The sequence below is a fragment of the Streptomyces sp. NPDC058092 genome (assembly GCF_042884935.1).
GTDB lineage: Bacteria > Actinomycetota > Actinomycetes > Streptomycetales > Streptomycetaceae > Streptomyces.
Genome location: NZ_JBHVSY010000010.1, coordinates 137,094 through 163,548 on the forward strand (window position 1 = coordinate 137,094; position 26,455 = coordinate 163,548).

Below are 26,455 nucleotides of genomic sequence, written 5' to 3' on the forward strand. Positions count from 1 at the left end.
CCATTCGTCAGGGGGTGGACGCCGGCGCGGAAAGGGTGCGGGGTGGGTGGACGCCCTCGCGAAAGGGGTGAGAAGTGGTGCGGGGTGGGTGCTCGTGGTACGCACCCACCCCGCATCCTGTGGTCTCAACCACCGCAATGGAAGCGTGCGTCACCCCAGTCCGCGTGGTCGTTTCCGTTCCCGTCGCCACCGTCGCCCACGACCAGGTCGACGTACGTGGCGCCGGTGATGTCGGCCGTGAGCGACCAGGCGTTGTCGGGCGCCTTCAGGACCGGTGACTTCACCTTCTCGGTGCCGTCGGCCAGGACGCCGAACTGCACGCTGCCGCGCGAGGTCTGCACGTCGTCCACGCCCACCTGGGCGGTGAAGGAGGTGCACGTGCCGCCCAGGTAGTAGCGGATCTTCGCCGGGGCGTGGCTGCCGAGGCCCTTGGTGTAGGTGGTGCCGCCGATCTTCAGCGGGGTGCCGTCGCCACTGCCCTGCTCACCGTTGGAGAGGTCCCGCTCGACGGGCCCCCAGCCGTTCTCGGCGGCCGTCCAGTCGAGGTCGCTGGCCCAGCTGTCCGTGGTGGGCGGCGGCGGCAGGGTCCGTACGGAGGTCTGCGCACCGAGCGTGCGCCGCGCGCCGCCGACCGTGTACGTCACCTGGGAGCTCAGGCTGTACGTCTGGTACTTGGCGTCGACCGGCGGGGTGACCTGCCAGCTGCCGGTGACCTTCGCGCCCGCCGCGACCGAGTCGAAGGTGACGGCGCCGACGGGCTCCGCCTGCCAGCCCTCGGGGACGGTCAGGCTCAGCGCGACACCGGTCGCCGCGGTGGCCTCGTAGTTGGTGAAGCTCGCCTTGACGGTGTTGGCCGTGCCCGGCTCCAGCGTCTCGGCGACCGGGTCGACACCGAGCGTGCCGCAGGCGGCCTGCTCGGCGGCGGGGGCCGGGCCGAGGTCGGTCACGGTGAACGCGTCGAGGACGAAGTCGGCGCCGTCGGGTGCGTCGCCGCGCTTGCGCAGCCCGGTCCAGGTGTCGCCGCAGCCCGCGGTGACGGTCTCGGTGAAGTGGCCGGTGGTGCGCTGTTGTCCGACGGGGGTGGTCCGGGTCTCGACGGAGGCGGGCTTGCCCTCGGCGGTGATCCGGTCGTAGCCGTCGACCCACTCGTAGGCGCCGGAGTGACTGGACTGGTAGTCGTACTCGACCTTGTAGCGGTGGCCGTCGGTCATCGGCACGGTCCAGGGGGCGGTGCGGTAGACGAGTCCGGTGTTCTCCTCGTGGGCCTTGAGGGACTCCTTGCCGCCGATGACGTCGTCGATGAGCTTTCCGTTCCAGCCGGCCTGGGTGTACGGGGCGTGCAGCTGGGAGATGACGGTCCGGGGGTCGGTGGAGCCGCCCGCGTCGCCCTTGAGGAAGGGGCCCCAGCCCTGGTCGACGTCCTCGAAGTCCTCGTACACGACGGTGTTCTCGCGGGTGGCCGGAGCGTTCGCGACGAGGCGTACGTCATCGGCCCGTACCGTCGCCGTGCTGCCGTCGGCCGCTTCGATGCGGAGCGTGGCGCGGCCGTTCGCGGGGGCGGTGAAGTTCACCCTGGCGCGCTGGAAGTAGGTGCCGTGCCAGTCGGACGCGGCGACGTAGTCCTTGGCGGTGGAGCGGTCCACGGCGACGGACTTCCCGCCGATCGAGAGCGTCGTGTGCCGGGTCTTTCCGGGCTGGACCTCGATGAGCGCGGACGCGGTGTAGCGCGTGCCGGGCTTGAGGCCGGTGATGCTCTGGGCGAGCGCCGCCGTGCCGGTGCCGGAGAGCCTGGCGCTGTTGCGGCCCTGGTCGTCGGTGTCGCGGGTGACGGTTCCGGTCTTCGACCAGGCGGTCAGCCCGTTGTCGTTGAAGCCGGGGTCGTCGACCGGGGTGCCCTCGCCCCACTTGGCGTCGGCGGCCCCGGGTGCCTGGTCCGGGTAGAGGACGTAGGGCTGACCGGCCTCGGCGGTCAGCGTGATCTTCCCGCCCACCGGGCGGACGGTGCCGGTCTTGACCCGGCCGTTGTCGGTGAGCTTGTAGACGGTGTACGTGCCGCCCGACGGCACCGCCCAGCTGCTCGTACCGCCGGACTTGCTGTAGTGGTACAGCTTCTTGCCGCCGTCCCACGGCAGCAGGTAGTCGGTGCCGCTGAGGACCTTGCGGCCGTGGTCGTAGAAGGTCCGCCTGCCGTCCTCGACGGTGCCCCGCACATCGCCGGTGAAGGCGATGTCATTGCCGTTCCAGCGGGTGATCTTCTGCTGCTGGAGGTACTTGGCGGGCAGGTCGCGCTGCCAGACGTTGTCGTAGAAGGCGTTCCAGTCGGTCTCGTTGGTCCAGCCCTCGAACTCGTCGATGGCGGTCTGGCCGAGGACCGGGTCGTTGTTCCAGACGTCCTTCTCGTCGTTGCGGATGAACCGGATGATCTTCGAGTTGAGGCCCTTGTTGGTGGCGCCGCCGTAGTCGAGGTCATTGGCCCAGTGCGACCAGAGCGAGCCGTGCTCGAACTTGTCGGCCCACTCGGTGGCGACGTTCCAGCCCTGCTTCTGCACGGACTGCAGGGTCTTGTCCGCGATCCAGCCGTGCGTGTAGTAGACGTCGATGTAGAGCAGGCTGAGGTTGGAGTCCGTCTCGTCGCGCAGCTGCTGGAAGCGCTTGGCCAGGTCACCGCTGTTGATGTCGCGGCGCTGGTCGATGTAGTAGCTCTGGCCGAGCCAGTTCCAGCCGGGCCTGGTCTTGTCGACGAGCTTCTCGTCGAAGGCCTTGGCATCCGGGTACGCCTCGGTGGCGTTGACGTGGACGCCGAAGGTGGCGCCCCACTTCTTGCCGTCCTTGAGGAGCGCGTTGAGGTCCTTCAGCCCGCCGGCGCGCTTGTTGTAGTTGCCGCCGTAGTCGGGGTGGGCGGAGTCGTGGCCCTCGGAGGCGTATCCCTTGAGGAGCGCCAGCTGCCCGAGGCCGTCGGTGGCGAGCGAGATCCGTTTGACGTCGTCCAGGGTGCGCAGGAAGGGGTGGGTGGCCTGGCTGGCGAAGTTGAACGGGATGTGGGTGATGACCCGGTCCGGGGTGTCCTTGCTGCCGGGCGCCGTGATGCCGATGGAGCGGAAGGCGACGGCGCCGTCCTGCCAGTCGACCGACTTGTCGCCGTTGGCGTCGGGGGTGACGACGACCTTCGCCCAGGGCAGTGCGTCCCCGCTCTCCGGCTTCGGCGCGCCCTCGCCGCGGTAGGTCCACTGCCCGGACCAGACGCCGACCCGGACGCTGCCGTCGTCGGCCTTGCGCGCCTGGTGCCAGAACCGGGCGTCGTCGCCGCCGGTGGCGCCGGAGGGCTTGTCGTACGAGGAGTTGGACTCGACGGCCGCGGCCAGGGAGCCGGTGTTGAGAAACGCGTACGAGGCACCGACCGGCGCCTTGTCGGCGCCGGTGTCCGGGGTGACCGCGGCGAAGACGTCGGCGGTCTTCGTCGAGTCGTTGTCCAGCCGCGTGAAGGCGGTGGCGGCGCCGGTGTCCGTGGAGCCGACCGAGACCAGGTCGTGGCCGGGGATGTCGATGGTGCCGACGCGGAACGCCTCGGTGTCGCGGACGGCTGTCACCTTGAAGGTGGTGGCGCGTCCGGAGACGGAGAGCGAGGCGTCGATCTCGATGCCGGGCAGATCGGTGAAGGTCAGCGTGTAGCGGGCGGCCGAGGCGGTGACCTCGGGGGCGCCCTTGAGCTTCACGGGGTGCGCGGTGCCGTTGAGGGTGACGGCGGTGACCGGCTGCGTACTGCCGAGCAGCCGGCTGCCACTGGCCTTGTCGGTGTACGCCAGAACGCGTGGGAAGTCGTCGGCGACGGCGACCGAGAGCTGCGCGGACTGGATGACGGCGGCGTCCGCGGGCACGGCCGACTCGACTGCGGCGGGAGAAGGGGCGGCGGCGGTGGCGGGGAGCGCGGTCCCCACCAGCGCCAGGACGGCGGCTGAGGCGGCGGCGACAGCGCCCGCCGAAGTAAATCTTCGCGACATGTGCTCTGAGTAGTCCCCCTGTCCGGACACCGTCAACGACGTGCGGCTTCTCTGGGCGCTCCAGTCCAACAACCGTGTTGCGTAAGTCCAAGCGGAGCGCCGGACGGGGGCAGTGACCGCTCGTCAGGTACGGCGGTGGGCGACCCCGCCGGGTGGCGGCCCGCAGCAGGACGAACGGCATCAGGGCGGGCAGCAGTGAACGAGCGCCGAACGGGCTGGGATCGCCCCTTGGGCCACGGATATGTGCAGGAACGGTGGAAAAGTTCCCCGAAGTCGGCCCTCACCCCGAACCCTCCACGTAGCCTGCTGCCGAATGACGAGCACGCGGTGGGGGCGGTGCACGTCCGCTGCCACGGCTCACCGACGGATGACCTCAGGGGGCAGCATGCTCAAGCTGGACGCTCCGGGTAAGTCTTTCCAATCCGTGATCTCCAACCACGACTATCCCGATGCGGAAGCCGAGTGGAACGGGACCGGGCCGGGGTGGAGCTGGATGTGGGTCCCTTACCCCTTCAACTCGCAGTACGCCCAAGGGCAGTTCAACCGACAAGTCTTCAAACGCAACCAGACGTCACGCGGTGATCTCCGGGCCTTCATCGGCGAGAACCTCGCCGAGAACGATCGACGCTGGTCCAAAGCGGCCGCTGCCACCCTTCGTGATGTCACTGCGCAGGAGTTCGTCCTGATCTGCTCGAACGTCTGGGCATTCGCCTTGTTCGAGGTCAACTCAATCTCGACCGCGAATTCCGGTACCGCGTTCTACAACCGGTGGGTCGGAGCGGTGAACGCCGATCCGGAGGCCCCGTACATGCTGATGGCCGCGGAGAAGCCGACCGTCATGGCGATGGGCTGACCACGGTTTCACCTCACCGGCCGAGCGCCTGCCGGACGGCGTGGAGCCGGTCCGGCAGGCGTCACCGGCGGACGTGGAACGTCACCAGCGGAGGGCTGTGAAGTCGATCGGCCGGGGCCGCAACAGCGCCGTGCGTCCCGCCAGTGCGTGCAGCCGCCGGGACATCTCGCCGGCGTCCCGGCGCTGCCGGTCGCCGTGGCCGGGCAGCACCCACTCGAACCGCAACTGCCCCGCCGTCCGCGCCAGCGAGGCGGCCAACTCCTCGATGGAGTACCAGGTCACGCTCTCCGCGACTTCGAGATCACCGGTCGTACGCGACCAGTAGAAGCTGTCGCCGCTGAAGCAGTACCGGCCGTCCGCGAGATAGAGCACGCTGCCCCGGGTGTGGCCGGGCAGCGGATGGGCGGTGACGCCCTCGCCGATCTCCACCGGGTCGAGCCCCCGGATCACCTGGTCCGCGTCCGGCGCCGCGTCGAGGTCGCCCTCGTGAATCCACAGCCGGGCGCCGAAGTGGTCGGCGTAGCGGCGCCCGTGCGCGACGTGATCGCGATGAGTGAGCAGCACATCGGTGACGGGCCCCGTCGCCGCCACGTACCGCTCGGCCAGTCCGGGGCTCCAGCGCGGGGTGTCGATCATCATGACCGTGCCGGACGGGCGCCGGAGCAGGTAGGAGTTGGCGCCGGCCGTGTGCTGGGAGTTGTGCCCGCAGACCAGTACGCCGTCGTCCAGCGCCATCGGAAACGGGTCGAGCACCGGGTCCGGCTGCCCCGAGGCGGGGCGGATCGAGCGGGTGTGGCAGGCGAAGACGGCGGCGTGTAAGCGCCGGGTCTCCGCCTCGTCGCTCGGCTGCCGCAGGATCCGCGACGTCCCTTCTTCCTCTCCGATCAGCTCGGGTGCGAACTGTCGGGCAACGTCGCAGTTGGTGCAGCGGTCGTCCACGTACCAGTCAGCCATGGCGGGGCTCCTTCCACTTCCACGGAAACGACCCCGTCGAGGGCCGCCGTTCCAGGGATAGCCCACACGCGACCGAAACCGGTAGGCCCCGCTGATCTAATGCTGCGGGTCCCGGGCCCCTCTCGCGAAGCAGGGCGGTACACCCGGCGCCGGGCGCGGGGTCCGGCCGCGCACCTCGAACTCGCACCACACCACCTTGCCAGGGTTCCGCTCCCCCACCCCCCACGTGTCGGCGAGCGCCGCCACCAGCAGCAGCCCGCGCCCGCCCTCCGCGTCGGGCGCCGCCCGGGAATCGGAGAGGCGCACCTCCCCGTCGCCGCTGTCGTGGACCTCTACCCGCAGTACGCCGTCGACCGGCTCCAGGTAGAGATGGAGGCCGAATCCGCGACCGGGCGGTACGCCGTGCCGCAGGGCGTTGGTGGCGAGTTCGCTTACACAGAGCAGCACGTCGTCGGCGCGGGCGTCGCACGCCCAGTCGATGAGAGCCTCACGCACGAACTGTCGCACGAGCGGGGCAGACCGGCGTTCGCGACGGTAGAACGCCTCGCGGAAGTAGGGGAGTTGAGTTGCTTCGTTCACGCAGCCAACGTCACACAAAGTCACTACCGTTGATCAGCGCGTCGAGTCGTACAACGCAGTTGTACGGCTTCTGACAGATCATCCGGGGTTCGTGACGGGGAGAGGCAATTTATGCAACCGGCAAAAAGGAACAAGCGGATCACGTCCTGGCACCTGATCGGTGCGCAACTGGCCACGTTCCGCAAAGCGGCCCGGATGACGCAGACGGCCCTGGCCGATCAGTGCTGCGTGGGCGAGGACACGATCGCGTCGATCGAGCAGGGGCGCAGGCCGCTCCAGGCGGACTTCGCGGCGCAGCTAGACGAACTGTTCGACACGAGGGGGGTGTTGCAGGTCGCGGTGTCGAAGGTGCCGCAGAAGGAGCGATTCCCGGCGTTCGTCCAGGACTTCGTAGAGTACGAGCAGGAAGCGGTGACGCTGCTCTCGTACCAAAATCAGGTAGTACCGGGGCAGCTACAAACCTACGAGTACGCCCGCGCGGTCTTCGTCTCCCTATATCCACCGCTGGAGGAAGAGGAGATCGAGGAACGGGTCGCGGCGCGACTCGACCGCCAGAAGGTCTTCGAGCGCAAGCCGAGGCCGATGGCCAACTTCCTGCTGGAGGAGAGCATCCTGCATCGACCCATCGGGGGTCGTCATGTACATCGCGAGCAACTCCGCCACTTGAGGCGCTGTGCTGAACTCCCTTTTCTGGGGCTGCAAATCATGCCGACAGACCGCGAGAAGCATGCCGCCCTGGACGGTCCGATGGTGCTGTTGGAGACTCCCGATCACGATCAGCTGGCCTACATCGAGGGCCAGCGCATCAGTTTCCTGATCGACGATCTCGACGAGGTCAGCGTCCTCCAGCAGAAATATGGGATGCTGCGTTCTCAGGCGCTCTCTCCTGAGCGGAGCATGCGCCTCTTGGACGACCTGCTTGGAGAATCATGACTCGCGCAGCACACCTGGACCACGGCACCGTGCTGAACTGGTTCAAGTCCAGCTACAGCGGCAGCGAGGGCGGCGACTGCCTCGAAGTCGCCTACGACTGGCGCAAGTCGAGCTACAGCACCGACCAGGGCGGCAACTGCGTGGAGGTCTCCGCCCACCCCGCTGCCGTGCACATCCGCGACTCCAAGGTCGCCGACGGCCCCGTCCTCACCGTCCCCCCCGCCGCCTGGGCCGCTTTCCTCACCGCCGCGGTCTGACAACCGACGACGCCCCCGACCTGTCCGGCAAGCGGGTTAGTTGGACGGTGCCAGGGTGCGCAGGACGTCGAACTCGTTACCCTCCGGGTCTGCCATGACCACCCAGCTCCGGCCGGAGCCCTGACCCACGTCCACCTTGGCGGCGCCGAGGCCGAGCAGCCTGGCCACCTCGTCGTCGGTACTGCCGTCGACCGGGCTGACATCAAGGTGGAGCCGATTCTTCACGGCCTTGCCCTCGGGCACCCGGATGAACACCAGAGTGGGCGGCATCTGGCGGGCCCGGACCTCCTCAACGGTCGGCACCCAGGAGCCGATCTCGACCTTGCCCTCGCTCCGGTCGATCACCTTGAAGTCCAGGACCGCGCACCAGAAGGCCGCGAGCCGCCCCGGATCGTGGCAGTCGACAACCAACTCGGTGAATCTACTGGTCATTACTCCTCCAGACAGTGCGGACGCGGGCTCAGCCTATGAGGCCGCGCCGCCCGTCCGGCAAGTCCGGGATCACTACGACCACCAACCCTTGGAATCGATCATCTGGCTAGGGCTTGCGGTCCGGCATTGACTCGGGCAGTCCTGCGTACCAGCCCTGGACGGCCAGCCAGAATCCGGCCAGCGCTATGGCGACGAGCGCGACGCGGCCTGCGTAGCCGGCAACGGACAGCCTGATCATCCATCGCCGAGGCAGCAACCACGCTGACAAAGCGGCTACCACTCCGACGAGAACGGTCAGCGGAAGCTCCGCGTACAGCACGCCCCAGTCCGGCCCTGCTTCGAATCCGGCGCGCGCCCGGAGTTCGGCATCCGCGGCCCATCCCAGCAGCCCTACGAATCCACCGGCCAGGGCCACCCCGGTACCACTCAGCGCTTCAACGCGTTCCCTCATGATCATGGAGACGCCGGCTACCCCGTGGGATTTCCCAAAGAGCCGCACGATTCTCCGTCGCGAGACAGGAAGGCATCCGGTCTGGTCAACCCGAACATCTCCACCGCGCCAGGTGCGTCTGGTACCTGCATTTCAAGGGCCGGTGCCGCTGTGGTCTCTTCGAGGCATCCGAGCCGCGGCCGTATCGCCAGTAAGAGTGACCCGTCACACGGACGGCCGAACCATGGTGTGATGGCGCCGTGAGCCGCGCCGCAGAAGAGACCAACCGCCGCATGCTCCGGGCAAGGGATGCGATGGACCGCGGCTACGCACAGCCGCTGGACGTCCCGGCCCTGGCCCGGATCGCCCATGTGTCCCCGGCGCACTTCACCCGCACCTTCCGGGCCACGTTCGGCGAGACCCCGCACCGCTACCTGCAGCGCCGCCGGGTCGAGCGTGCGATGTTCCTGCTGCGGGAGACCGGGCGCAGTGTGACGGACATCTGCTTCGAAGTCGGCTTCGGCAGCCCGGGAACCTTCAGCCGCACGTTCCGCGACATCGTCGGCCGGTCGCCGAGGACGTACCGCAAGGAAGCCGCGGCCGCGGACATACCGACGTGCTTCACGATGGCGTGGACGCGGCCGAACACCTGACTGCCCGCACCCATCCGTACCGTCCGTCGACTGAGCAGTTTTGGATAAGTTTTCGTCCGGCCCGCCCAGTAGCGTGATGCACATGTTCAACGCCATCACGCACTCGCAGATTTACGTCCTCGACCAGGACGAGGCCCTCGACTTCTACGTCGGCAAGCTCGGCCTGGAGGTCAACGCCGACGTCGACATGGGCTTCATGCGCTGGCTGACCGTCAGCATCCCCGGTCACCCGGAGCGCCAGATCCTGCTGGAGAAGCCGGGCCCACCGGCGATGTCCGAGGAAACGGCGCAGCAGGTCCGGGAACTAGTGACCAAGGGTGCGATGGGAGGCTCGCTCTTCTTCACCACGGACGACTGCCGCAAGACGTACGAGACGCTGCTGGGCCGGGGCGTCGAGTTCACCGAGGAACCCACCGACCGTCCGTACGGAACCGACTGCGGTCTCCGCGACCCCTTCGGCAACAGCATCCGCTTCAACCAGCCGAAGGCCTGATTGAGGGGCCCCGGCCGCCGACGCCGGGGAAGGGCTGCCCTCGGGGGACCTGAGGGTAGTGAACTCAAGGGGCTGGGACGTGGAAGAAGGCCGGGATCGGCGCATCCTGCGCGCGGGGCTGTCCGGTGCTGCCGTGACGGCACTTCTTGCGGGGGTGGCGGTCCTCGCCTTCGGGGTCAAGGCCGGCCTGCCCTGGTGGGCACTGGTGGCCGTGACCTTGCTGACGGTGGGGCCCGCCGGCTCGGCCGGGGCGCAGATCGGCCGTCGGCGCGGCATCCGGGACGAGGTCCTGCAGCCCGGGGAGAGGTGGTCGCCACCCACACCGTCCGTCCCCCGTTCACCGAACACACCCCGCCCGCGGCCCACGAGGGCCCGCAGTATCAACTACGCCTGACCACCAACGTGTTGCAGATGTGGGAGCGATCCGCCCTGCTGTGGCGGCACCCGTGGCCGGAGCTGCGCGTGATCGCCGACGGTCCGCGGCTTCGCATCCACCACGAAGGACGCGAAGCCGGGACGATGCTGCTGGAACAGCCGGGCGCCGTACAGGAGATCCGTCTCACCGCCGGCCGGTACGGAGCCGGCTGACACTGCAGCTACTGCTCGCAGCCTGGACCGGCGCCTGCCCCACCTGCCACCGCGACATACCAGCACTCACACCGACCTGACCAAGCCCTACTAGAACAAGGAGTCGACCTCGTCGTAATCAAGGAACTTCTGGGGCACGCCCACATCGGCGTCTACGCCCACGTCCGACTCCGCCTTCAGCGCCAAGCCATCGACACCCTGAACGACGCCCTCGGCCCGGCCGACGACGGCCCCGACGACCCACCTGACGCAGCCGTCGTCCGCTGACGTTGCCGTTGCCGTTGCCGTTGCCGTTGCCGTTGCCGTCAAAACACCGAAGACCCCCTCCGCAACAGCATTACGGAGGGGGTCTTCGGTTATTCGACCGAAGGGATTGACCTGCCAGTTCTTTACGGTCTAATTGCGCCCCACCTTAATCAATCGAACCACAAGAAACTAGCCGCGTGAGGAACTCGTCAAACGACTGCGCTACCCGCCGAGGGACGCGGTCTTCATCGATGTACGCGACGGCAGGTTCGCCCTCGGGGCCACACTCGGAATAGTCGAGCATTACCGTGTCATGGCCAGCAGAAGGCGTATCGCAAATCACTACACCGATTTTCGGATACTCCCACTCGGCGATCAAATAGGAGCTTCCCCCACCGGATGACGAGTCGATTCCCCAGGCTCCGCCGATTCCTCGAATCCCGCTGATCTCGAAATGGTCGTCAGCCCAGGACGTCGGAAACGACGTGGGGTAGCAGCGGTGTCGCGGAGTTCCTCCGTTCCGCAGGAGTAGCACCTCGACGTAGCTACGGGGCAGACGCACACCGAGGTCCTCCTCCGCTCGACGGATCATGCCACTGTCGAGCGGAGGGCCGGTGTAGTAGTCATCGTCTTCAAATAGCTCTGTCATCAGAAACCTCCCGTATGCCCGGTGTCGGCATGGACTTGCCTCTGAATGAGCTGCATAAGCCCGGGGTCTTGATGATGATGCCACGTGTAGCCGGTCGGGGTCGAAGGCAGCCCTGCCGCTTGATTGGCTAGCCTGAAGTCCTTCGATCGACTACCGGTGAGCTGAATCCGGACGTCTGACACCTGCGGGTGGCGCCATGCAGAGAAGTCGGGGAATCCATCCGTGTCGAATGGGACACTCGTCTTCGGATGGACATCTCCAGCAAGCTTGCCGTTCCGTACCTTCGGTACCCCGCCATTGGCACAATCGCATGTTGTCGGGTGGCTCGGAACAGCTCCACCGCAATTGTGAACGAGTACCGGCGTCGATCCCGCCAGCACATAGTACGCGTGGATGTCCTGGATGGTGAGGTCGTGGGTGCGTTGGCGCTTGGCGTAATGGCTGAGCGCGATGATCTGGACGCGCGTTCCTGCACTTGTCCTGAGCCACTGTCCGACTTGGAGGTCGCCGGCGCGGAGCCATTGTTTGAGTTCAGGTACCCAGAAGGGGTGGGTGTCGGTGGCTACGATGCTGGAGAGTGCGTCGCCCGCGGCGATGGTGACTTCAGTGAATTCTTTGTCATCTTCTGTCGTAATAGTAGAGATGACCTTCTTTTTGACGCTTTTGCCCGTGGCGGCGTCGGTTGTTGTTACGGTGTCGCCGGCTTCCACGTCCTCGATTGCTTTGTGGGTGCCGTCGGCGAGCAGTACTCCGGTTCCGGGGAGAAAGCTGTGGCATGCCCCCGTCATTTTCTCGAGGACCTTCCCGGCGATGGCAGTGGTCACCACGGCACTGGCGGCTCCCCACACAGCACCGTCGATCATGTCTGAGACTTCGCCGGCGGTGCTGTGGTCTGCGTCCTCGGACAAAGCGTTGTTTACCGCAGCGCCTGCGGCCCCCGCGATCGCACCGCATCCTGCGGTCACGGCGAGGCTGGCGCCACCGGTTGCCGGTGCGCTGCCTATGGACGAGAGATAGCAGGCGCCCCCAGTGACGATTTCAGTGGCCGCCACAACGATCTCTTTGTGGTCCTGCATCCAGTCTTTGGTGTCTCCCCAGGCGTTCGACCATCCGCATTTGGACAAGAAGCCGCAGTCTTTCCCGCTGCCACCGGAACTGCCTCCGCTGGCCGTGCCGCTGCCGCCGCCGCTGCCATGAGTACCTCCGGACTTCCCTGGAGCAGGGCTTGAGGGACCGCCACCGCCACCGATTCCGAAATTGCTGTTGCTTATATGGCTGCTGTGGCTGTCGTAGCCGTGGTTGTCGAAGTCGCCTACCGGGATATACAGGCCCGTGGGGTCGCTGGAGGTGACGGGGGTGTTGTTGGCGTAGCTGTAGCCGTTGAGGGATTGGTGTTGGTCGAGGGACAGGACGGGGTCGACGCTGATGAACTGGCCGATGCTGGGGTCGTATTCGCGAGCGCCGATGTGGGTGAGCCCCGTGGTGGTGTCGGCGGGCTTGCCCAGGAATGCCTTGTCGTCGGGCCAGGTCGTGGGTTTCGTTCCGCGGGGGGCGCCGAAGGGGGTGGTGTAGCGCTTGGTGACGTCCTGGGTGGTGGCGTCGGTGGCGATGCTGCTGGTGCCGTGGTGGTCGGCGGCGAGGAAGCTGAGCTTGCTGCCTGCGGTGCCGGCCGTTGCGGTGCGGACTGCGATGGTCTGGCCCGCGGCGGTGTAGTAGCGGGTACCGGAGACCGTCTTGGTTGCGCCCTTGGTGGTGAGGCGTACTTCGGTGGCGCCGAGGTAGAGGACGGTGTCGCCATCTCCGGTTGCTCGGCGGATGAGGAGTTCGCCGTCGGCGTCGTAGAGATAGGTGGTGCCCAGGGCGGGCTTGGTGCCGGCTGCTGGTTCGGTGGTGGAAGCGAGTTCGCCTTCGGTGTTCCAGTCCAGGGTCTGGGTGGCTTGGGTCCCCGGGCGGCCTGTGGTGTTGCCCGCCTCGTCGTACTTGTACGTGGCGGCCTTGGCGCCCGTGGTCTTGACGAGCGGGTGGGGCTGGCCTGTCGGGGTCTTGTATCCGTACGTGGTGGTGGCGTCGCCCGTGGCCGTGTGGGCTGTTTCGGTGCCGCGCTGGCCGGCGTCGTTGTAGGTGTAGCTGGTCCAGTACGGGGCGGCGCCGTCGAGATTGGCGGTGGTGCGGCCGGTGGTGGCGCAGTCGGCGGTCTTGGGGGTCCAGGCTTCGGTCAGGCGGCGGTGGGCGTCATAGGTGAAGCACTGGTTGTCGGCCTTGGTGGTGCCGCCGAGGGTGGTGGGATCGAGGATGGACTGGACGTTGCCGGCGTCGTCCTGGGTGAAGTTGAGGTCCTGCAGCATGTACGGGTGGGTCTGGTCCGTGACGTGGCTGCGGGTGAGACGGCCGGTGCCTGCCTCGTACTTGTTGGTGATGTAGGTGTTCTTGGCACCCCCGCCGAGAGTGAGCTGATCGGCCTGGCCGAGGGCGGAGTAGGTGACGCCGAGGAGGTAGGTGTTGGTTCCGGAGAGTTCGGTGGTCAGGCCGACGGAGTTGTACTTGACTCCGACGATCTCCTTGGGGAGTCCGCCGACTCCCGGCTCCTTGGTGTTGTTGACATTGCCGTCGAGCCGGTAGTCCGTGCCGAAAGTGATCGTGGACGGAACCGCGCCGGAGGTGACCAGCGCGTCGTCGGCCGGCAGCACGACATCGGTGCTGATGGCGCGGCCGAGGGTGTCGTAGGCAGTGATCTGCTTGGTGTATGCCTTGCCGGTGGTGCCGCCGACGTAGCGGGTGGAGGAGTCCGGCTTGCCCTTCAGGAGGCTGTCGTAGCTCCAGTGGGCGAGTTTGTTGGCGTCTGTCTTCGCGGTCTGCCACAGGTCGGTCTTGCGGCCGATCTCGTCGTACCCGTACAGGAGGACGGCCTTGAGTGAGTCGGTGGTGAAGTCGACCTGGTCGAGGTCGGTGTACTCGGTGGTGGATGTGCCCTTGTCCGGGTCGGTGGCGCTGGTCTGGCGGCCGAACAGGTCGTAGATGTAGGTCCACTTGGCGTCGTCGATACCGGTGATCTGTGACTGTTTGCCGTCGCGGGTGTAGTCGTACACCACCCGCGTGTAGGCGGTCCCTGTGGTGGCGCCGTACGCGGTGTCGTTGGGCGCGGTGCCGGCGTAGGTGCGGGTTTCGGTGGTGCGGCCCAGCGCGTCGGTGATGGTGCGGGTGGCGTTGCCGCCCTTGACTGCGGTGGTGGCGGTCGAGTCGCCGGTGTAGCTGGTGGTGGTCGACCACCGGTCGTCGCCGAAGACGGTGAATGTGCTGGTCGTCGGGCGTGCCGCTGCGTCGTACAGGGTCCGGGTCAGGGCCGGGGTATGGGCGTAGGAGGCGCGGGCGTAGGCGCCGTTCGGGGCGGTGGCGTTGTCGTAGATGTCGGCGTACGTCTCATAGGCGAGGCCGCGTGAGTCGTAGCGGGTGTCGGTCAGGATCCGGCCGCCGAGGGGAGACACGGTCTGGGTCTGGAGCGGGCGCAGGAGTGCGTCGGTGATGGCGTAGCTGGTCTGGTAGCTCTGGCCGTCGGCCTTGATGGTGGCGACCGAGGTCCAGGGCTGGCTGCCGCGGGCGAAGTTGTAGGCGTACTTCACCGTCGGGGTGTCGATGCCCTTGGTGCGGTTGGGTGCCCAGGTGTCGGTGATGCGGCCGAGCGCGTCGTAGCTGTTCTCGGTCCTCTTGACGTTGGCGTCGAGGATGTAGGTGACCGATCCGCGTGCCGGGTCGACGTACGTGTACGTCTTGTGACTCTGGCCGTTGGAGGCGAGCTTGGGAGCAGCAAGGACGGTGGAGGTGAGCGGGCCGGCCGCGGCGGGGTAGTACGTCGTGGTGGTGACGTTGCCCTTGGCGTCCGTGACGCTGAGCGGGCGCCCGAGGGTGTCATGCGTTGCCTTGGTGACCGTCTGCCAGCCGCCGTTGAGGGCAGGGGTGCGGTCACTGGTACCGATGGCGGCCGGGTATGCCTTGACTCTGCCGGTCCAGGTGGCGAGGCCGCGGGTCGGGGTCTGTGAGGCGGACCAGCCGGTGGCGGCAGCGTCGTCGTAGACGACGGCGGTGTCGGCGAGCACGTCTCCGCGGGTCTTGAAGTTCGCGGGGAGACTCAGTTTGTCGTCGGTGATGACGGCCCCGGCGGAGTCCAGGCAGGCGGAGCCCACCACCCTGGTACGGGAGACGAGGCTGGTGAGGCCCTTGTCGGGGTTGCGGGCATACCAGACGCGGGTGCAGGTTTCGTCGCCGGTCTTGGCCTGGTCGCCGATGGCTTCGGTCTGGGTGACCATGCCATAGGTGTTGTCGTAGGTGTGTGAGGTGTAGCTACGGCGCCAGGTGTTGCTGACGGGGAGGTAGGTGTAGGCGTAGGTGCGGCTGGTGCGCAGGAAGTAGGCCTTGGTGTTGGCGTAGGACCGCTGCTGACTGGCGGTCACTTTGTTCCAGATACTGTTGACGGAGACCGAGACCGGCTGGGTGCCGTTGTAGGTGAGTTCCTCGCGGAGGAATCCCGCGTACTGGTCGTAGTCGGTGGCATCCGATACGTCCAGGCCTGCCACGTCGATGCCGGGGACGGTAGCGGTGCGGGTCGTGCCGTCCAGTCGTTTGTCGCCGTGCATGCCCTGTAGGTACAGGCGGACGGTCTTGGACTGGGGGTGGGTGGTGTCGCCGGTGTAGGTGGTGACCTTCTGGTAGCCGCGCCAGCTGGACCAGGTGCGCTCGTCCTCGGGGGTGAAGGGGTCGTCGTTGTAGTGCCAGCCGGGACTCTCGTAGGTGTAGAAGTTCTCCACGGCCTCGTTCTGGCCGGCCGGGTCGGAGGTGGAGACGGAGATGACGTTGTACTTGTGGAACCAGTCCAGTTGCGGGTCGCCGCCGTTGGCGGGCCAGTACACGGGGTAGCAGGACAGGTTGTTGTCGTCCTCGGCCTTGGGCATCTTGCTGCCCCGGACGCACTGCGGGTCGGAGAGGGTGACCGTGGTGATGGCGCCGGTCTCCGTCGTGACGGTGTTGATGCGGGGGCGGGTCAGCGGAAGGATGTTGTCGCCGTCGGAGTCCACGCGGTTGGGCCGCATGTGGTAGCCGAACTCCACCGGCGGCACGGTGATGCTTCCGCCGTTCTTCCCGGTGCGCTGGAGCGACTTGAGCGTCAGCGTTTTGTCGGACGGGTTGCCGATGTCCGCGCCGTCCAGGAACTGGTAGGTCAGGCTGTAGCTGTCGACCGGCTTGTACGCGTCGGGCTCGGCTGCCGTGGACCAGACACTCGTGTCGATACCGGTGAGCATTTTGCGGGTGAAGAATGCCGGTCCAGTCGGCAGACAGTCGGTCTCACCAGCCGTGCAGATCGCGTCGAAGGGGACATCGGGCCAGTTCTTCGCGGTGTCCTCGGTAAGGGAGGAGCAGTCCGTGGCAGTGCAGCGTTCCTTGTAGGTGAACTCCACGGTGCCGGACGGCTTGCCGGTGAACAGTGTGTCGGAGCGCTGACCGTATTTGATCTGGTCGAGGTAGCCGCCGCGGGTGTAGGCGGCGAGCTTGGTCTTGTCGCCGTTCTTGGCGTAGTAGTTCGTTTCCGCCTTGTACCAGTAGGTCGAGGCGTTGCCGTGGACGTCGGTGACGAGGTCGAGGTTCCAGCGCCATGCCTGAGTCTTGGCGCGGCCGGAGAAGCTGGTGGCGGAGGAGTATCCGGGTTCGCCGGAGTCGTCGCCGAAGACGGGGGCGGTCCAGACCGAGTTGGTGCGCTCGGTAGCGGCGCCGGAGAGTTTGTTCAGGCCGAAGGTGTAGGTGGTGCCGTCACCGGTGACGACCTTCCAGTACTCCCCCCTGCCGTCACCCTTGCCATCGGCGATGTCGTCACCGTCGTCGCCGTTGTCTGCGCCGGTCTCGTGGGTGACTTGGGAGGCGTCGTCGTTCTTCAGGTGCCAGATGCCCTTGGCGTCGTCCTTGACGAGTTCGGTCGCCTTGCCGTTGAGGACAAGAGCAGCGTTCTCGTACTTCCAGCACTGGTCGAACTTGTCGGTCTGGCCGTCGTCGTCGCACGAGCCGGACTTGCGCTCGATGTAGGAAGAGGTGAGATCGAAGCCCTCACCGAGCATGGTGCCCTGGTTGTTGGTGTTCGCGGTCCGCCCGTCAGTGCTGCCCGAGTCGTAGGACAGTGAGAGCGACGGGGCGGCGCCTGCTGCTGCCGGCGGCACACTAATCGGGTAGGACCAGGTGAACGACCCGGACGAGCCGCCGGCTTCCCAGCTGGAGGAGGCAGTGAGTGGGGTCGCCTTGTAGTCACCGGACCCTGATGTCGGAGCAGCGGCTGCCGCCGTCACGGCGAAGACACCCTCTGCTGACGGTCCGGCCTTGGCCGCGGTCGCCTGCGGCACGGCGACCTGAGCGGAGACGGTCTGCTGCGTGGTGTCGTTTCGGGACTGGACGGGCGTCTGGGTACGGCACTTGGCCTTCTGCGGGCTGGTGAGCGCGCAGGCGGGCAGGGATACCAGGCTGAGGCGGGAACCCCAGTTGCCGCCGATAGCATCGGCGAAGCTGGAGTAGTCGACGGTGATACCGGCAGTGCCGGGGGATTCAGCTGCGGCGCTGAACACGACGCCGGTGATGCCCGCGCTGCGGGCTGCCTTCTGGTCGAGCACGTTCACCGTGGCGGTGCCTGCGGCAGCTGCGGCCGGCTTTCCGTTGCGTGCTGCGGCCTTCGTGGGACGGGGAGCGGTGAGGGAGACAGTGGCTGTCCCGGGCTTGCCGGATATCTTCTGTGTGCTGTGTGAAGCCTTCGGCCAGTGGGCGGCATGCTCACTGCGTGCCTGTGCGGCCTGCTTGTTGTTGGTGGCTCTGTTCTTGGCCGCCCGGTCGCGGGCCTCTTTCGCCCCGAGCGCGGATATCGTCTTGACCTTGCTGACCCGGGGCGCCGGAACATCCGGACGCCCAAGTGGGTCCGCTGCCGCAGCAAGCGGCGTGAGCCCAGCCGGTACGGACAGGACCAGGACCAGTGCTCCGATCACAGAGACACGGAGCTTCCGGGCGCCAGATGCCGAGCGGCGTCTTCCGCCGTACTTCAGGAATGAGGGGAAGGATCTGGGCACAGACACGTCTTCTCTCCAGGAGATACCGTCATCCGGCAACGAGCGGCGGCGGCGTGACAGAGCGGGGCTGAGGGCTCGCGGGGGGGCCGCCATGAAGGCCGGCCCCCGCTACTTGCGGTCAGGTGAGGGGCAGTGAGAGTCAGGTGCCGACGATGTCGCTCACCTGATCTTCGTCGCTCAGTGCTCCCGACCAGATCCGGATGTCGCCGATCCGTCCGGGCAGGTAGTTACCCCACGCTCCGAGATATCCCTTGCCGACGGAGAGCTCACCGCTGCCGATCTGTGCGGTGTAGGCCATGGCGTCGTCGCTCTGAGGGTCGGAGGTGAGATAGAGCTGGATAATCTTCTTCTGAGCGTTGTAGACACCCGTGAGGCGGACCTCGGAGTCGAGGATGGCGTCTTCCTTGCTGACGACCGATGCTCCTGTGCCGTCGGCGGTCAGGCGGCCGAAGTGCCAGCGGCCGACCGGAACTGTCTTGTTGACGGGGTTGCCGTTCTCGTCGAGGACCGGTTCGTCGTTCTCGTCGAGCTCGGGCTCCTGCCGGGTGCCGGTCTTCTCGAACCACAGGCTCCAAGAAGATCCAGTGGCCGTGCGCTGACCGAGGATCTGGGCCTTGTAGCCGTCCGGCTTCGTCACGACCTTGGAAGCGTCGACGACTGCCTGTGTCGTCACCGTGAACGCCCCCGCATCATCAACCACCAGCCCCGGCGTAGTCCCGGCACCCGAAGTGCCGTCCAGTACCAGTTCGTCGTCGACCAGCGAGGCGCCCGAGGAGAGAGACAGGGTGCCGTCGTAACCCGGTGCGCTGTTGGCCAGCGACGTGCCAGTGGCTTGACCGGGGTTCCATGAGGCGACGAGTTCCGCCGAAGGCTTCCCGTACGCGTCGAGCAGCGTGCTCTCCTGCTTCACCTGTACCTCGGTCAGCGCCTCCTGCCACACCGCCACTTCATCGACCACGCCCGGGAAGTAGTCCGTGTACGTGCCCGACCAGTGAACGCGGCCGATCTGCAGCGGTCCGGTCGCCGCCCATGGCGTGGTGAACGGTGTGCTGCCCTGAAGGTCACCGTTGACGTAGAGGCTGATCGTGTTGTCGGTGGCGTTGAACACGCCCGCCAGATGGGTCCATACCTTAGGAACGGCGGGATTCTTGGAAGTGACCCGCTGATAAGACCAGGTTCCGTCGGCAGGGGCGTCGGCGTTGACCTCGCGGAAGGACCACTTCTTGGTGCTCTGCTCGTAGCCCAGCAGGAACGGACTGCGGTTGACACCGTTCTGGCCCACCGCGGTGGCGTTGTGTGTGTCCGCGTTCAAGCGGACCCACGCGGCCACCGTGTACGAGGCGCGGGTGTCGATGACGGGGCCGGTGGTCGCGGCGTAGCCGGTGGTGCCGTTGAGGCTGAGGCCATTGTCCGTGGCCTTGACCGCCAGGGCGGTCTCCGTGGCCGGGGTGATCGTGATCTCACCGCGGCGCCCTTGGCCGGTTCGGGCGGCGCCGCCTGCCAGGGTGGCGTTGTCCCGGAGTTTGGGGTCGGTGGTGGAGGAATCGACCGCTTCCGCGTCCGTGTCGTGGAAGTTCCATCGTCCGACCGGCCCGTCGCCCTCCTTGACCACGAACTCGACGGAGTTGGCGGCTCCTGGACCGTAGGTGTCCTTCGCCTCCACCTGCAGGGTCATCGTGCCCGAGGTCGGAGGCACCGGTGCGATCGTCACCGTCGCACCGGGCACGTAGGACGACCATGCGGTATCGGTGGACAGCTTGTACCGGTAAGCGGTATTGACGTCCCCCGTTGCCGGGCCGAGGGTAAAGGACCCTGCCTGACCTGGCTTGCCTCCCGGGGCACATTCGTTCGCCGTGCACGGGGTGTACGGGGCGGTCTTGTTGAACGTGATGGTCGGGGGCTTGGGTGCCTTGCTGTCGACCTTGAAGTAGCACCAGCCGGATGTGGAAGCGTTCGACGGGCCGGACAGCCATTCGGAACCGTAGTACGACCGGGTCCAGGCCCGGTAGCGGTACAGCGCGTTCTCTTCCAATGCGGTGGAGGGCGACGCGGTGGCCTTGACGTTGTCGCCGACCGGGCTGGACGGGACCAGCATGTCTCCCATTGCCTTGGTCCAGGTTGTGCCAGCCTTCTTGTCCAGAGCCATGACCAGCCGCAGTTTGGCTCCTGACTCTCCGCCTGATTCCGTCTGGGCCGTGGCGGTCAATGCGGGGGTGGGGTCAGTGGCGATCGCCGGGGCGGACTCGCTGGTCGTGCACGTCTGACTGGATCCCGTGACCAGGCCGATGGCGCTCGGCTTCGCGGGCTTGCCGACGTATTCAACGCTCAGGACCGCGTCATCGTCGCCCGTCCCCACGTCCTGCGCGACCGGCGCGGTGGCGGGCGAGGAGGCCGCTGCGGCGGCGAAGGACGGGGTGGAGAGCAGCAGGGCCGGGGCCAGGGCGCCTGCGGCCACGGCCGGCACCGCACGGGTGGGTCTCATGTGGGTACCTGCCTCGGGTCGAGGAATGACCGGTACTTCACACACCGGCAGCCGCGCGGTCTCCGGCCGCGAGGCGTCTTCCCAGGGAGCGGCACCCGGCTCGTTGCCCGGACCGAGCAGTGTTCTCCGTCGGCTCGTTGCCGACGTGATCGCGCACCCGTGCGGGTGCCCCGTCCGGCGAACGGGGCACCCGCACGAACTGACGCCCGCGGCGCGAAAGTCAGCAGCCGCCGCAGTTGTAGTACGTCACGTCCCAGTGGTTGCCCTCGTCCGCGTAGATGTTGCCGGAACCCGACTTGTACTGGGGAGCGCCGTCGCCCCGCAGCCCTATGTAGGCGAAGACGCCGTGGACGTAGTTGGTGAGGCAGGTGGACTTGCCGAAGTCGAGCTTGTAGCCGTTCCAGTGCGAGTACGTACCGCTGGCGTGGCCCGTCTCGGTGCCGCCGGTGATGTTCAGCGCGCAGCCCGTGGCGCTCTTGAGGGTCTGGGCGCCCTGGGCGGTGGCCAGGTTGAGCTGGTCGAACGAGGTGCAGGTGGCGACGTTGCGGTTGGAACAGCCGCCGGAGGACGACCAGGTGATCCCGGAGGAGCTGAACCGGGCGGTGGCCTGGGCGTGGGTGAGCTTCGTGTCGGCGTGGGCCTGGGTGGCACCGCCGCCGAGGACGCCGACGCCGGGGGCGAAGAGGACGCCGAGGACGAGGGCGAGGGCGGTCAGGACGGGGCGCAGGGTCATACGGGACACCATGGGGGGACTCCTCCTGCTCATGACAAGTAAGGGCACGGAAATACTGCCCGAGTTCTACGCGCGTCGCCAGAGGGTGAGACGGCGAACACCTCCTCCTTCGCAACAATCCGCACCACTGATGTTGAACTTTGAAATAGATGGCGCTACAGTCAATCTCGTTGAAGGTTAAACAACCACTTCGACCGCCACTCGATCACGTCCCCCGAGGAGGAGCCATGGCTCTGTTCAACCGCAAGAACAACAACGCCCCGTCCGCCACCACCCCCGCCGTGGACCCGGCCCTGGCCGCCCTCACCGGTGAATACACGATCGACCCGGCGCACAGCAGCATCGGCTTCACCGTGCGCCACGCCATGGTCACCAACGTGCGTGGTTCCTTCGGCGAGCACGAGGGCAGCCTGAAGCTCGACGGCCACAACCCCGCGAACTCCGCCGCCTCCATCGACGTCAAGATCGCCAGCGTCGACACCGGCATCGCCGACCGCGACGGCCACCTGGTCAGCGGCGACTTCTTCGACGCCGAGAAGTTCCCCCTCATGACGTTCCGCTCCACGCAGGCCGAGCAGCTCGGCGGCGACCAGTACCGCGTCACCGGCGACCTCACCATCAAGGACGTCACGCGCCCCCTCGCCATCGACCTGGAGTTCAACGGCTCCGCCACCGACGTCTACGGCAACGAGCGCGTCGGCTTCGAGGGCAGCGCGGACATCCTGCGCTCCGACTGGGGCCTGACCTGGAACGCCGCGCTGGAGACCGGCGGCGTCATGGTCAGCGACAAGGTCAAGCTCAACTTCGACATCTCCGCCATCAAGGCCGCCGCGCCGCAGGCCTGACGCCCTTACAGCTCACGCCCCTGCCCGAGCGCGCCCGCCTTCCCCCTCCCCCGCCAGGGGCGGAAGGCGGGCGCTCGGCGTCGTGGGGTGCCCCAGTCCGGCCGGGCCGGGCCCACTCCGCCTCGACGTACGACCCCTTCGGACCGGCCGGTCACAGCCCGTGTCGTCGCTCCCCGGACGTCAGCTCGCAGACTTCGCGCTCCGCCGCCGCCGAGAAGGCCGTGCGGCGACGGGCTGCGACCGCTCGGCGGGTCTCGTCGGCGATCAGATCCGCATTGATCGCCGCGGCGGCCCGCAGGCCGGCGTTGGCGGCACCGATGACCTGCCCCTTGGGGTCGGTGACATTGCCGGCCGCCCAGACGCCGGGGACCTCCGTCGCTCCGGTCGGATCGGCGGCGATGTACGTGCCGATCACCTGACCGCCCATCTCCTGCTCGGCCGCCGTCAGGCCCAGGCTCGCGAGGACGCCCGCGCGGGCGGTGAAGCGGGGCTGGACCACGACGGCCTCGCGCTCGATCACCCGGCCGCCCACCAGTCGCACCCCGGTGAGCCGGTCGTCCGCCACCTCGAGACCGGCCACTTCTCCGTCGACCACGGCGATGCCACGCGCGGCCAGTTGCTCGTACTCCTCCTCGGTCGGCTCGGGCCCGGTGTGGACGAAGAAGGTGATGTCCTCGCTCCACTGGCGCCACAGCAGCGCCTGGTGCACGGCCAGGGGGCTGGTGGCGAGGACACCGATCGGGCGGGTTGCGACCTCCCAGCCGTGGCAGTACGGGCAGTGCAGGACCTCGCGCCCCCACCGCTCGGCCACGCCCGGCGCCGGAGGCAGTTCGTCGACGAGGCCGGTGGCCACCAGGAGCCGGCGCGCCACGACAGCAGTCCCGTCCTCCCGTACGACACGGAACCCCTCGCCGCCGGACAGCCGCTCGACGGCCACCACCGCACCTTCGACGATCTCGCCCCCGTAACCGGTCACCTCCTCACGGCCGGCGGCCAGCAGCTCCGAGGGCGGTGTGCCCTCGCGTCCCAGGTAGCTGTGCACGTGCGACGCGGGGGCGTTGCGCGGCCGGCCCGCGTCGATCACCAGCACCGATCGACGCGCCCTGGCCAGCGATACGGCTCCGCTCAGCCCGGCGGCTCCACCGCCGATCACCGCCACGTCGTACCGCTGATCCGCGTCGATCGTGTCGTTCATATCGCTGATATCACTCATGTCGCTCATGAGAAGCACCTCCATTCACTGGAGAGCGTCCGCGACAGAACGCAACATCAGCAAGATTCCTTGCCGAAGCGGCAAATTCTTCGGGGAGAAAGCGGTCCATGCAACCGAAGAGGAACAAGCGGATCCTGGGTCAGGTCGTCAGGCCCGCGTCCGCTTCTCGGTGCATGCTTTTCCCCGGCGATGCCGCGACCGGCCCGCCCCCCGTTTCAGCGTGTCACGGCGGCTCTCCGCAGGCATTTCGGGCGACAACGCCCACGGCCTTCCGCGCAGCGCTTCAAGCGCCCTCGTCCTCCTCCGGTTCGCCGACCGTCTGCTCCGACCAGATCACCTTGCCCGTCTCGGTGTAGCGGGTACCCCAGCGCTCGGCGAACTGGGCGACGAGGAACAGGCCCCGGCCGCCCTCGTCCGTCGTCGCCGCGTAGCGCAGATGCGGTGACGTGTTGCTGGTGTCGGACACCTCGCAGATCAGGTTGCGGTCGTAGAGCAGGCGGACCTCGATCGGTCCGGTGGCGTAGCGCACCGCGTTGGTGACCAGCTCGCTCAGGATGAGTTCGGTGGTGAACGCCTCCTCGTCCAGGCCGCGTTCGGAGAGCCACTGGGTGACGTTCTTGCGGACTCCGGCGACGGCCGCCGGATCGGTGGCGACGGCCCACCGCGCCACCTGGTCGGGGTCGAGCGTGCGGGTACGGGCCACGAGGAGGGCCACGTCGTCGCTCGGCTGGCCGGGCAGCATCGCGGCGAGCACGTCGTCGCAGGTCTCCTCCGGTGTCCGGTCGCGACCTGCCAGGGAGCCGCGCAGCAGCTCCAGTCCGGTGTCGATGTCCTGGTCGCGCCGCTCGACGAGGCCGTCCGTGTAGAGGACCAGACGGCTCCCCTCGGGTACGTGGATCTCGGCCGCCTCGAACGGCATGCCGCCGATGCCGAGGGGCTGACCGACCGGAACCTCGGAGAACTCCACGGTGCCGTCGGGGAGGACCAGAACCGGCCCGGGATGGCCGGCCCTGGCCACCGAGCAGTTCCCGGAGACCGCGTCGTAGATCGCGTACAGGCAGGTGGCTCCGGCGATCTCGACGCCGCCGCCGACCGCTTCGTCCTGGTCGATCCGGCTGACCAGTTCGTCGAGATGTCCGAGGAGTTCGTCGGGCGCGAGGTCCAGCGCGGAGAAGTTGTGGATGCTGGTACGCAGCCGCCCCATGGTGGCGGCGGCGTGCAGTCCCTGGCCGACCACGTCACCGACGACCAGCGCCACGCGGGCGCCCGACAGCGGGATCACGTCGTACCAGTCGCCGCCCACCTCGGCGCGCGCCGGCAGATAGCGGTAGGCCACATCGAGGGCGTTCTGTTCTGGCAGGCCGCGGGGCAGCAGGCTGCGCTGCAGTGTCACGGCCATTTCGTGCTCGTGTGTGTACCGGCGGGCGTTGTCCAGGCTGACGGCCGCCCGTGCCACCAGCTCTTCGGCGAAGGACTCGTCGTCGGCGTCGAACGGGGCGGTGTCGCCCGCGCGCCAGAAGTTGACCAGGCCCAGAATGAAACCGCGTGCGTGCAGCGGTACGGAGATCACCGAGTGGAATCCGTAGTCCAGGATGTCCCTGGCACGCTCGGTGGACCAGCGCCGCCAGCCCAGCGCGGTGATCACTTCGATGCCCAGCCCGGCCTCCGCGATGTTCACGCGCATGGCCCCGGTCCTGTTGGGAACGAAGCCGACATCTCGTCCGACCGGGAACAGGGGCTGGTCCGGGTCCGTGGAGGCGATCGCGGTACGGCGCATGTCCAGTGAGTTTCCGGTCTCCGTGGCCGGTTTCTCCCCGGGGACGGTGGGGGGAGCGAGGTCGACGGTGGTGACGTCGGCGAATCCGGGGATCGCCACATCCGCGAGCTCCTGGGCCGTCCGGGTCACGTCGAGGGTGGTACCGATCCGGGTACCGGCCTCGTAGAGGAGCAGCAGGCGTTCGCGCACAAGTTCCGCCCGTCCCGTGATCGCGCTGAGTTCGGTGGTGTCCCGCAGGGTCGCCACGGTGCTCTGCGGTGCGCCGCGCGTGTCCGTCGGGCGGAGGCTGACGGACAGCAGCCGGTTGCCGCTGCGCAGCACCTCGTCGGTGGTGGTCCGGCCGGAGGCGAGCAGCTCCGCGGTGGCCGGAGGCAGCCCGAGGTCCATGACCGCGCGGCCCTCCGCGTCCGGGGGAAGGTCGAGGAGTCTGCGGGCCTCGTCGTTGGCGAGCATCAGCCGGTGGTCGGTCCCGACGATGAGGACGCCCTCGCGGACCGCGTGCAGCACCGCGTCGTGGTGCTCGTACATCCGGGTCATCTCTGCGGGTCCGAGGCCGTGTGTCTGACGGCGCAGGCGTCTGCTCACGAGCGCCGCGCCGCCCGTGGTGATCGCCGCGGCGACCACCGCCGCTGCGGCACTGAGCGGGATGGACCGGTCGGCCACCATGTTCACCGACTTGTCGGTGAGCCCGACGGACACCGCGCCGACGACCTTCCCGTCGGGCCGGTCGACAGGCACCACCGAGGTGATCGAGGGCCCCCGGCTGCCGCTGAAAGTCCGGGTGAAGCCGTGACCGGTCAGTGCCTCCTTGTACGGGCCGATGACGTGCTTGCCGATCAGCGCGGGGTCGGGGTGGGTGTAGCGGATGCCGTGGACGCTCATCACGACGACGGAATCGACACGGGCCTCCTTGCGGGTCTCCTCCGCGCGTGGCTGCAGGATCGCCGTGGGGTCCTTGGTGCCCAGCGCCTCCACGATCCCCGGCGAGTCGGCGAATGCCTGGGCCACGCTCAGGGTGCGCAGCTTGGCCTGCTGCAGGCTGTCGCGGCGGCTCTGCACCACCAGCGCGACCGCGGCGGCGGCGACGAGCAGCAGTACGAGCGCGAGCACGAGGCAGAAGACCTGGCCCGCCAGGGTGCGCACGCTGAACAGCGCGCGCAGTTCGCTCCCCGGGGAGCAGTGGGTCATTTTCCGGTCGGGCGGCGCAGGGGGAGCTTGGCCCGAGCGCCCCCCATCGTGCCGATGTGGTCGC

Annotated in this window: 19 protein-coding genes and 1 pseudogene; 9 read left to right on the plus strand and 11 right to left on the minus strand. The window is 67.8% G+C overall.

Annotated elements, in window-relative coordinates; translation table 11 throughout:
- Positions 1-125 precede the first annotated feature (125 nt).
- Positions 126-3,998, minus strand: coding sequence for an endo-alpha-N-acetylgalactosaminidase family protein (locus ACFVV1_RS18730; RefSeq protein WP_389990280.1), 3,873 nt, complete (start codon positions 3,996-3,998; stop codon positions 126-128).
- Between the two features lie 385 nt (positions 3,999-4,383).
- On the opposite strand from ACFVV1_RS18730, the gene ACFVV1_RS18735 reads away from it, so the two are divergent.
- Complete coding sequence (locus tag ACFVV1_RS18735) at positions 4,384-4,851, plus strand: hypothetical protein (RefSeq protein WP_389990281.1); 468 nt, start codon at positions 4,384-4,386, stop codon at positions 4,849-4,851.
- Positions 4,852-4,932: 81 nt separating this feature from the next.
- Here ACFVV1_RS18735 and ACFVV1_RS18740 read toward each other — a convergent pair whose 3' ends face one another.
- Both ACFVV1_RS18740 and ACFVV1_RS18745 read right to left on the minus strand, forming a co-directional pair.
- Entirely contained in the window at positions 4,933-5,805 is an 873-nt protein-coding gene (locus ACFVV1_RS18740; protein WP_389990282.1) for an MBL fold metallo-hydrolase, read from the minus strand.
- Positions 5,806-5,901: 96 nt separating this feature from the next.
- Complete coding sequence (locus ACFVV1_RS18745) at positions 5,902-6,384, minus strand: ATP-binding protein (RefSeq protein ID WP_389990283.1); 483 nt, start codon at positions 6,382-6,384, stop codon at positions 5,902-5,904.
- Between the two features lie 111 nt (positions 6,385-6,495).
- On the opposite strand from ACFVV1_RS18745, the gene ACFVV1_RS18750 reads away from it, so the two are divergent.
- Together ACFVV1_RS18750 and ACFVV1_RS18755 are read left to right on the plus strand one after the other, a co-directional pair.
- Positions 6,496-7,317 carry a helix-turn-helix domain-containing protein gene (locus ACFVV1_RS18750; RefSeq protein WP_389990284.1) on the plus strand — a complete coding sequence of 274 codons (822 nt, stop codon included), beginning with the start codon at positions 6,496-6,498 and terminating at the stop codon, positions 7,315-7,317.
- Positions 7,314-7,574: a DUF397 domain-containing protein gene (locus ACFVV1_RS18755; RefSeq protein WP_389990285.1), complete on the plus strand. Its 261-nt coding sequence runs from the start codon at positions 7,314-7,316 to the stop codon at positions 7,572-7,574. The genes ACFVV1_RS18750 and ACFVV1_RS18755 overlap by 4 nt, the downstream gene beginning before the upstream one ends.
- A gap of 36 nt (positions 7,575-7,610) precedes the next feature.
- On the opposite strand, the gene ACFVV1_RS18760 is transcribed toward ACFVV1_RS18755, so the two are convergent.
- Positions 7,611-8,006: a VOC family protein gene (locus ACFVV1_RS18760; RefSeq protein ID WP_389990286.1), complete on the minus strand. Its 396-nt coding sequence runs from the start codon at positions 8,004-8,006 to the stop codon at positions 7,611-7,613.
- A 106-nt stretch (positions 8,007-8,112) separates the two neighbouring features.
- Positions 8,113-8,457 carry a hypothetical protein gene (locus ACFVV1_RS18765; RefSeq protein ID WP_389990287.1) on the minus strand — a complete coding sequence of 115 codons (345 nt, stop codon included), beginning with the start codon at positions 8,455-8,457 and terminating at the stop codon, positions 8,113-8,115.
- Positions 8,458-8,696: 239 nt separating this feature from the next.
- Between ACFVV1_RS18765 and ACFVV1_RS18770 the strand changes: the two genes are divergently transcribed.
- The 5 genes and pseudogenes from ACFVV1_RS18770 to ACFVV1_RS18790 form a co-directional block, all read left to right on the plus strand.
- On the plus strand, positions 8,697-9,089 hold the full coding sequence (locus ACFVV1_RS18770) for a helix-turn-helix domain-containing protein (RefSeq protein WP_389990288.1): 393 nt from the start codon (positions 8,697-8,699) through the stop codon (positions 9,087-9,089).
- Positions 9,090-9,171: 82 nt separating this feature from the next.
- Positions 9,172-9,582: a VOC family protein gene (locus ACFVV1_RS18775; protein ID WP_389990289.1), complete on the plus strand. Its 411-nt coding sequence runs from the start codon at positions 9,172-9,174 to the stop codon at positions 9,580-9,582.
- Between the two features lie 133 nt (positions 9,583-9,715).
- Positions 9,716-9,976 carry a hypothetical protein gene (locus ACFVV1_RS18780; RefSeq protein ID WP_389990290.1) on the plus strand — a complete coding sequence of 87 codons (261 nt, stop codon included), beginning with the start codon at positions 9,716-9,718 and terminating at the stop codon, positions 9,974-9,976.
- A gap of 17 nt (positions 9,977-9,993) precedes the next feature.
- Positions 9,994-10,170, plus strand: coding sequence for a hypothetical protein (locus ACFVV1_RS18785; protein ID WP_389990291.1), 177 nt, complete (start codon positions 9,994-9,996; stop codon positions 10,168-10,170).
- Between the two features lie 84 nt (positions 10,171-10,254).
- A pseudogene (locus tag ACFVV1_RS18790) lies at positions 10,255-10,437 on the plus strand (integrase); the annotation flags it as partial.
- Between the two features lie 145 nt (positions 10,438-10,582).
- Here the strand turns inward: ACFVV1_RS18790 and ACFVV1_RS18795 are convergent.
- The 4 genes from ACFVV1_RS18795 to ACFVV1_RS18810 all read right to left on the minus strand — a co-directional run bounded on the left by ACFVV1_RS18795 (position 10,583) and on the right by ACFVV1_RS18810 (position 21,380).
- Positions 10,583-11,065, minus strand: coding sequence for an SMI1/KNR4 family protein (locus tag ACFVV1_RS18795; protein WP_389990292.1), 483 nt, complete (start codon positions 11,063-11,065; stop codon positions 10,583-10,585).
- Positions 11,065-18,072 (minus strand): HNH endonuclease, encoded by a 7,008-nt coding sequence (locus ACFVV1_RS18800; RefSeq protein WP_389990293.1) that lies wholly within the window; start codon positions 18,070-18,072, stop codon positions 11,065-11,067. The genes ACFVV1_RS18795 and ACFVV1_RS18800 overlap by 1 nt, the downstream gene beginning before the upstream one ends.
- Positions 18,073-18,292: 220 nt before the next feature.
- Entirely contained in the window at positions 18,293-20,635 is a 2,343-nt protein-coding gene (locus ACFVV1_RS18805) for a LamG domain-containing protein (RefSeq protein ID WP_389990294.1), read from the minus strand.
- Positions 20,636-20,855: 220 nt separating this feature from the next.
- A complete protein-coding gene (locus ACFVV1_RS18810) occupies positions 20,856-21,380 on the minus strand; it encodes a hypothetical protein (RefSeq protein WP_266748826.1) in 525 nt (174 codons plus the stop codon).
- 215 nt (positions 21,381-21,595) lie between these two features.
- On the opposite strand from ACFVV1_RS18810, the gene ACFVV1_RS18815 reads away from it, so the two are divergent.
- A complete protein-coding gene (locus ACFVV1_RS18815) occupies positions 21,596-22,213 on the plus strand; it encodes a YceI family protein (protein WP_389990295.1) in 618 nt (205 codons plus the stop codon).
- A gap of 151 nt (positions 22,214-22,364) precedes the next feature.
- Here the strand turns inward: ACFVV1_RS18815 and ACFVV1_RS18820 are convergent, their stop codons facing one another.
- Positions 22,365-23,435, minus strand: a complete 1,071-nt coding sequence (locus ACFVV1_RS18820) for an NAD(P)/FAD-dependent oxidoreductase (protein WP_389990296.1) — start codon at positions 23,433-23,435, stop codon at positions 22,365-22,367.
- Positions 23,436-23,709: 274 nt separating this feature from the next.
- Positions 23,710-26,391, minus strand: a complete 2,682-nt coding sequence (locus ACFVV1_RS18825; RefSeq protein WP_389990297.1) for a SpoIIE family protein phosphatase — start codon at positions 26,389-26,391, stop codon at positions 23,710-23,712.
- Positions 26,392-26,455: the final 64 nt, after the last annotated feature.

Coding starts and splice junctions, on each gene's coding strand:
- ACFVV1_RS18775 (WP_389990289.1), top strand. CDS start 9,172: ATGTTCAACGCCATCACGCACTCGCAGATTTACGTCCTCGACCAGGAC.
- ACFVV1_RS18820 (WP_389990296.1), bottom strand. CDS start 23,435: ATGAGCGACATGAGTGATATCAGCGATATGAACGACACGATCGACGCG.
- ACFVV1_RS18730 (WP_389990280.1), bottom strand. CDS start 3,998: ATGTCGCGAAGATTTACTTCGGCGGGCGCTGTCGCCGCCGCCTCAGCC.
- ACFVV1_RS18785 (WP_389990291.1), top strand. CDS start 9,994: ATGTGGGAGCGATCCGCCCTGCTGTGGCGGCACCCGTGGCCGGAGCTG.
- ACFVV1_RS18740 (WP_389990282.1), bottom strand. CDS start 5,805: ATGGCTGACTGGTACGTGGACGACCGCTGCACCAACTGCGACGTTGCC.
- ACFVV1_RS18735 (WP_389990281.1), top strand. CDS start 4,384: ATGCTCAAGCTGGACGCTCCGGGTAAGTCTTTCCAATCCGTGATCTCC.
- ACFVV1_RS18810 (WP_266748826.1), bottom strand. CDS start 21,380: ATGGTGTCCCGTATGACCCTGCGCCCCGTCCTGACCGCCCTCGCCCTC.
- ACFVV1_RS18825 (WP_389990297.1), bottom strand. CDS start 26,391: ATGACCCACTGCTCCCCGGGGAGCGAACTGCGCGCGCTGTTCAGCGTG.
- ACFVV1_RS18795 (WP_389990292.1), bottom strand. CDS start 11,065: ATGACAGAGCTATTTGAAGACGATGACTACTACACCGGCCCTCCGCTC.
- ACFVV1_RS18760 (WP_389990286.1), bottom strand. CDS start 8,006: ATGACCAGTAGATTCACCGAGTTGGTTGTCGACTGCCACGATCCGGGG.
- ACFVV1_RS18755 (WP_389990285.1), top strand. CDS start 7,314: ATGACTCGCGCAGCACACCTGGACCACGGCACCGTGCTGAACTGGTTC.
- ACFVV1_RS18805 (WP_389990294.1), bottom strand. CDS start 20,635: ATGAGACCCACCCGTGCGGTGCCGGCCGTGGCCGCAGGCGCCCTGGCC.
- ACFVV1_RS18815 (WP_389990295.1), top strand. CDS start 21,596: ATGGCTCTGTTCAACCGCAAGAACAACAACGCCCCGTCCGCCACCACC.
- ACFVV1_RS18750 (WP_389990284.1), top strand. CDS start 6,496: ATGCAACCGGCAAAAAGGAACAAGCGGATCACGTCCTGGCACCTGATC.
- ACFVV1_RS18765 (WP_389990287.1), bottom strand. CDS start 8,457: ATGAGGGAACGCGTTGAAGCGCTGAGTGGTACCGGGGTGGCCCTGGCC.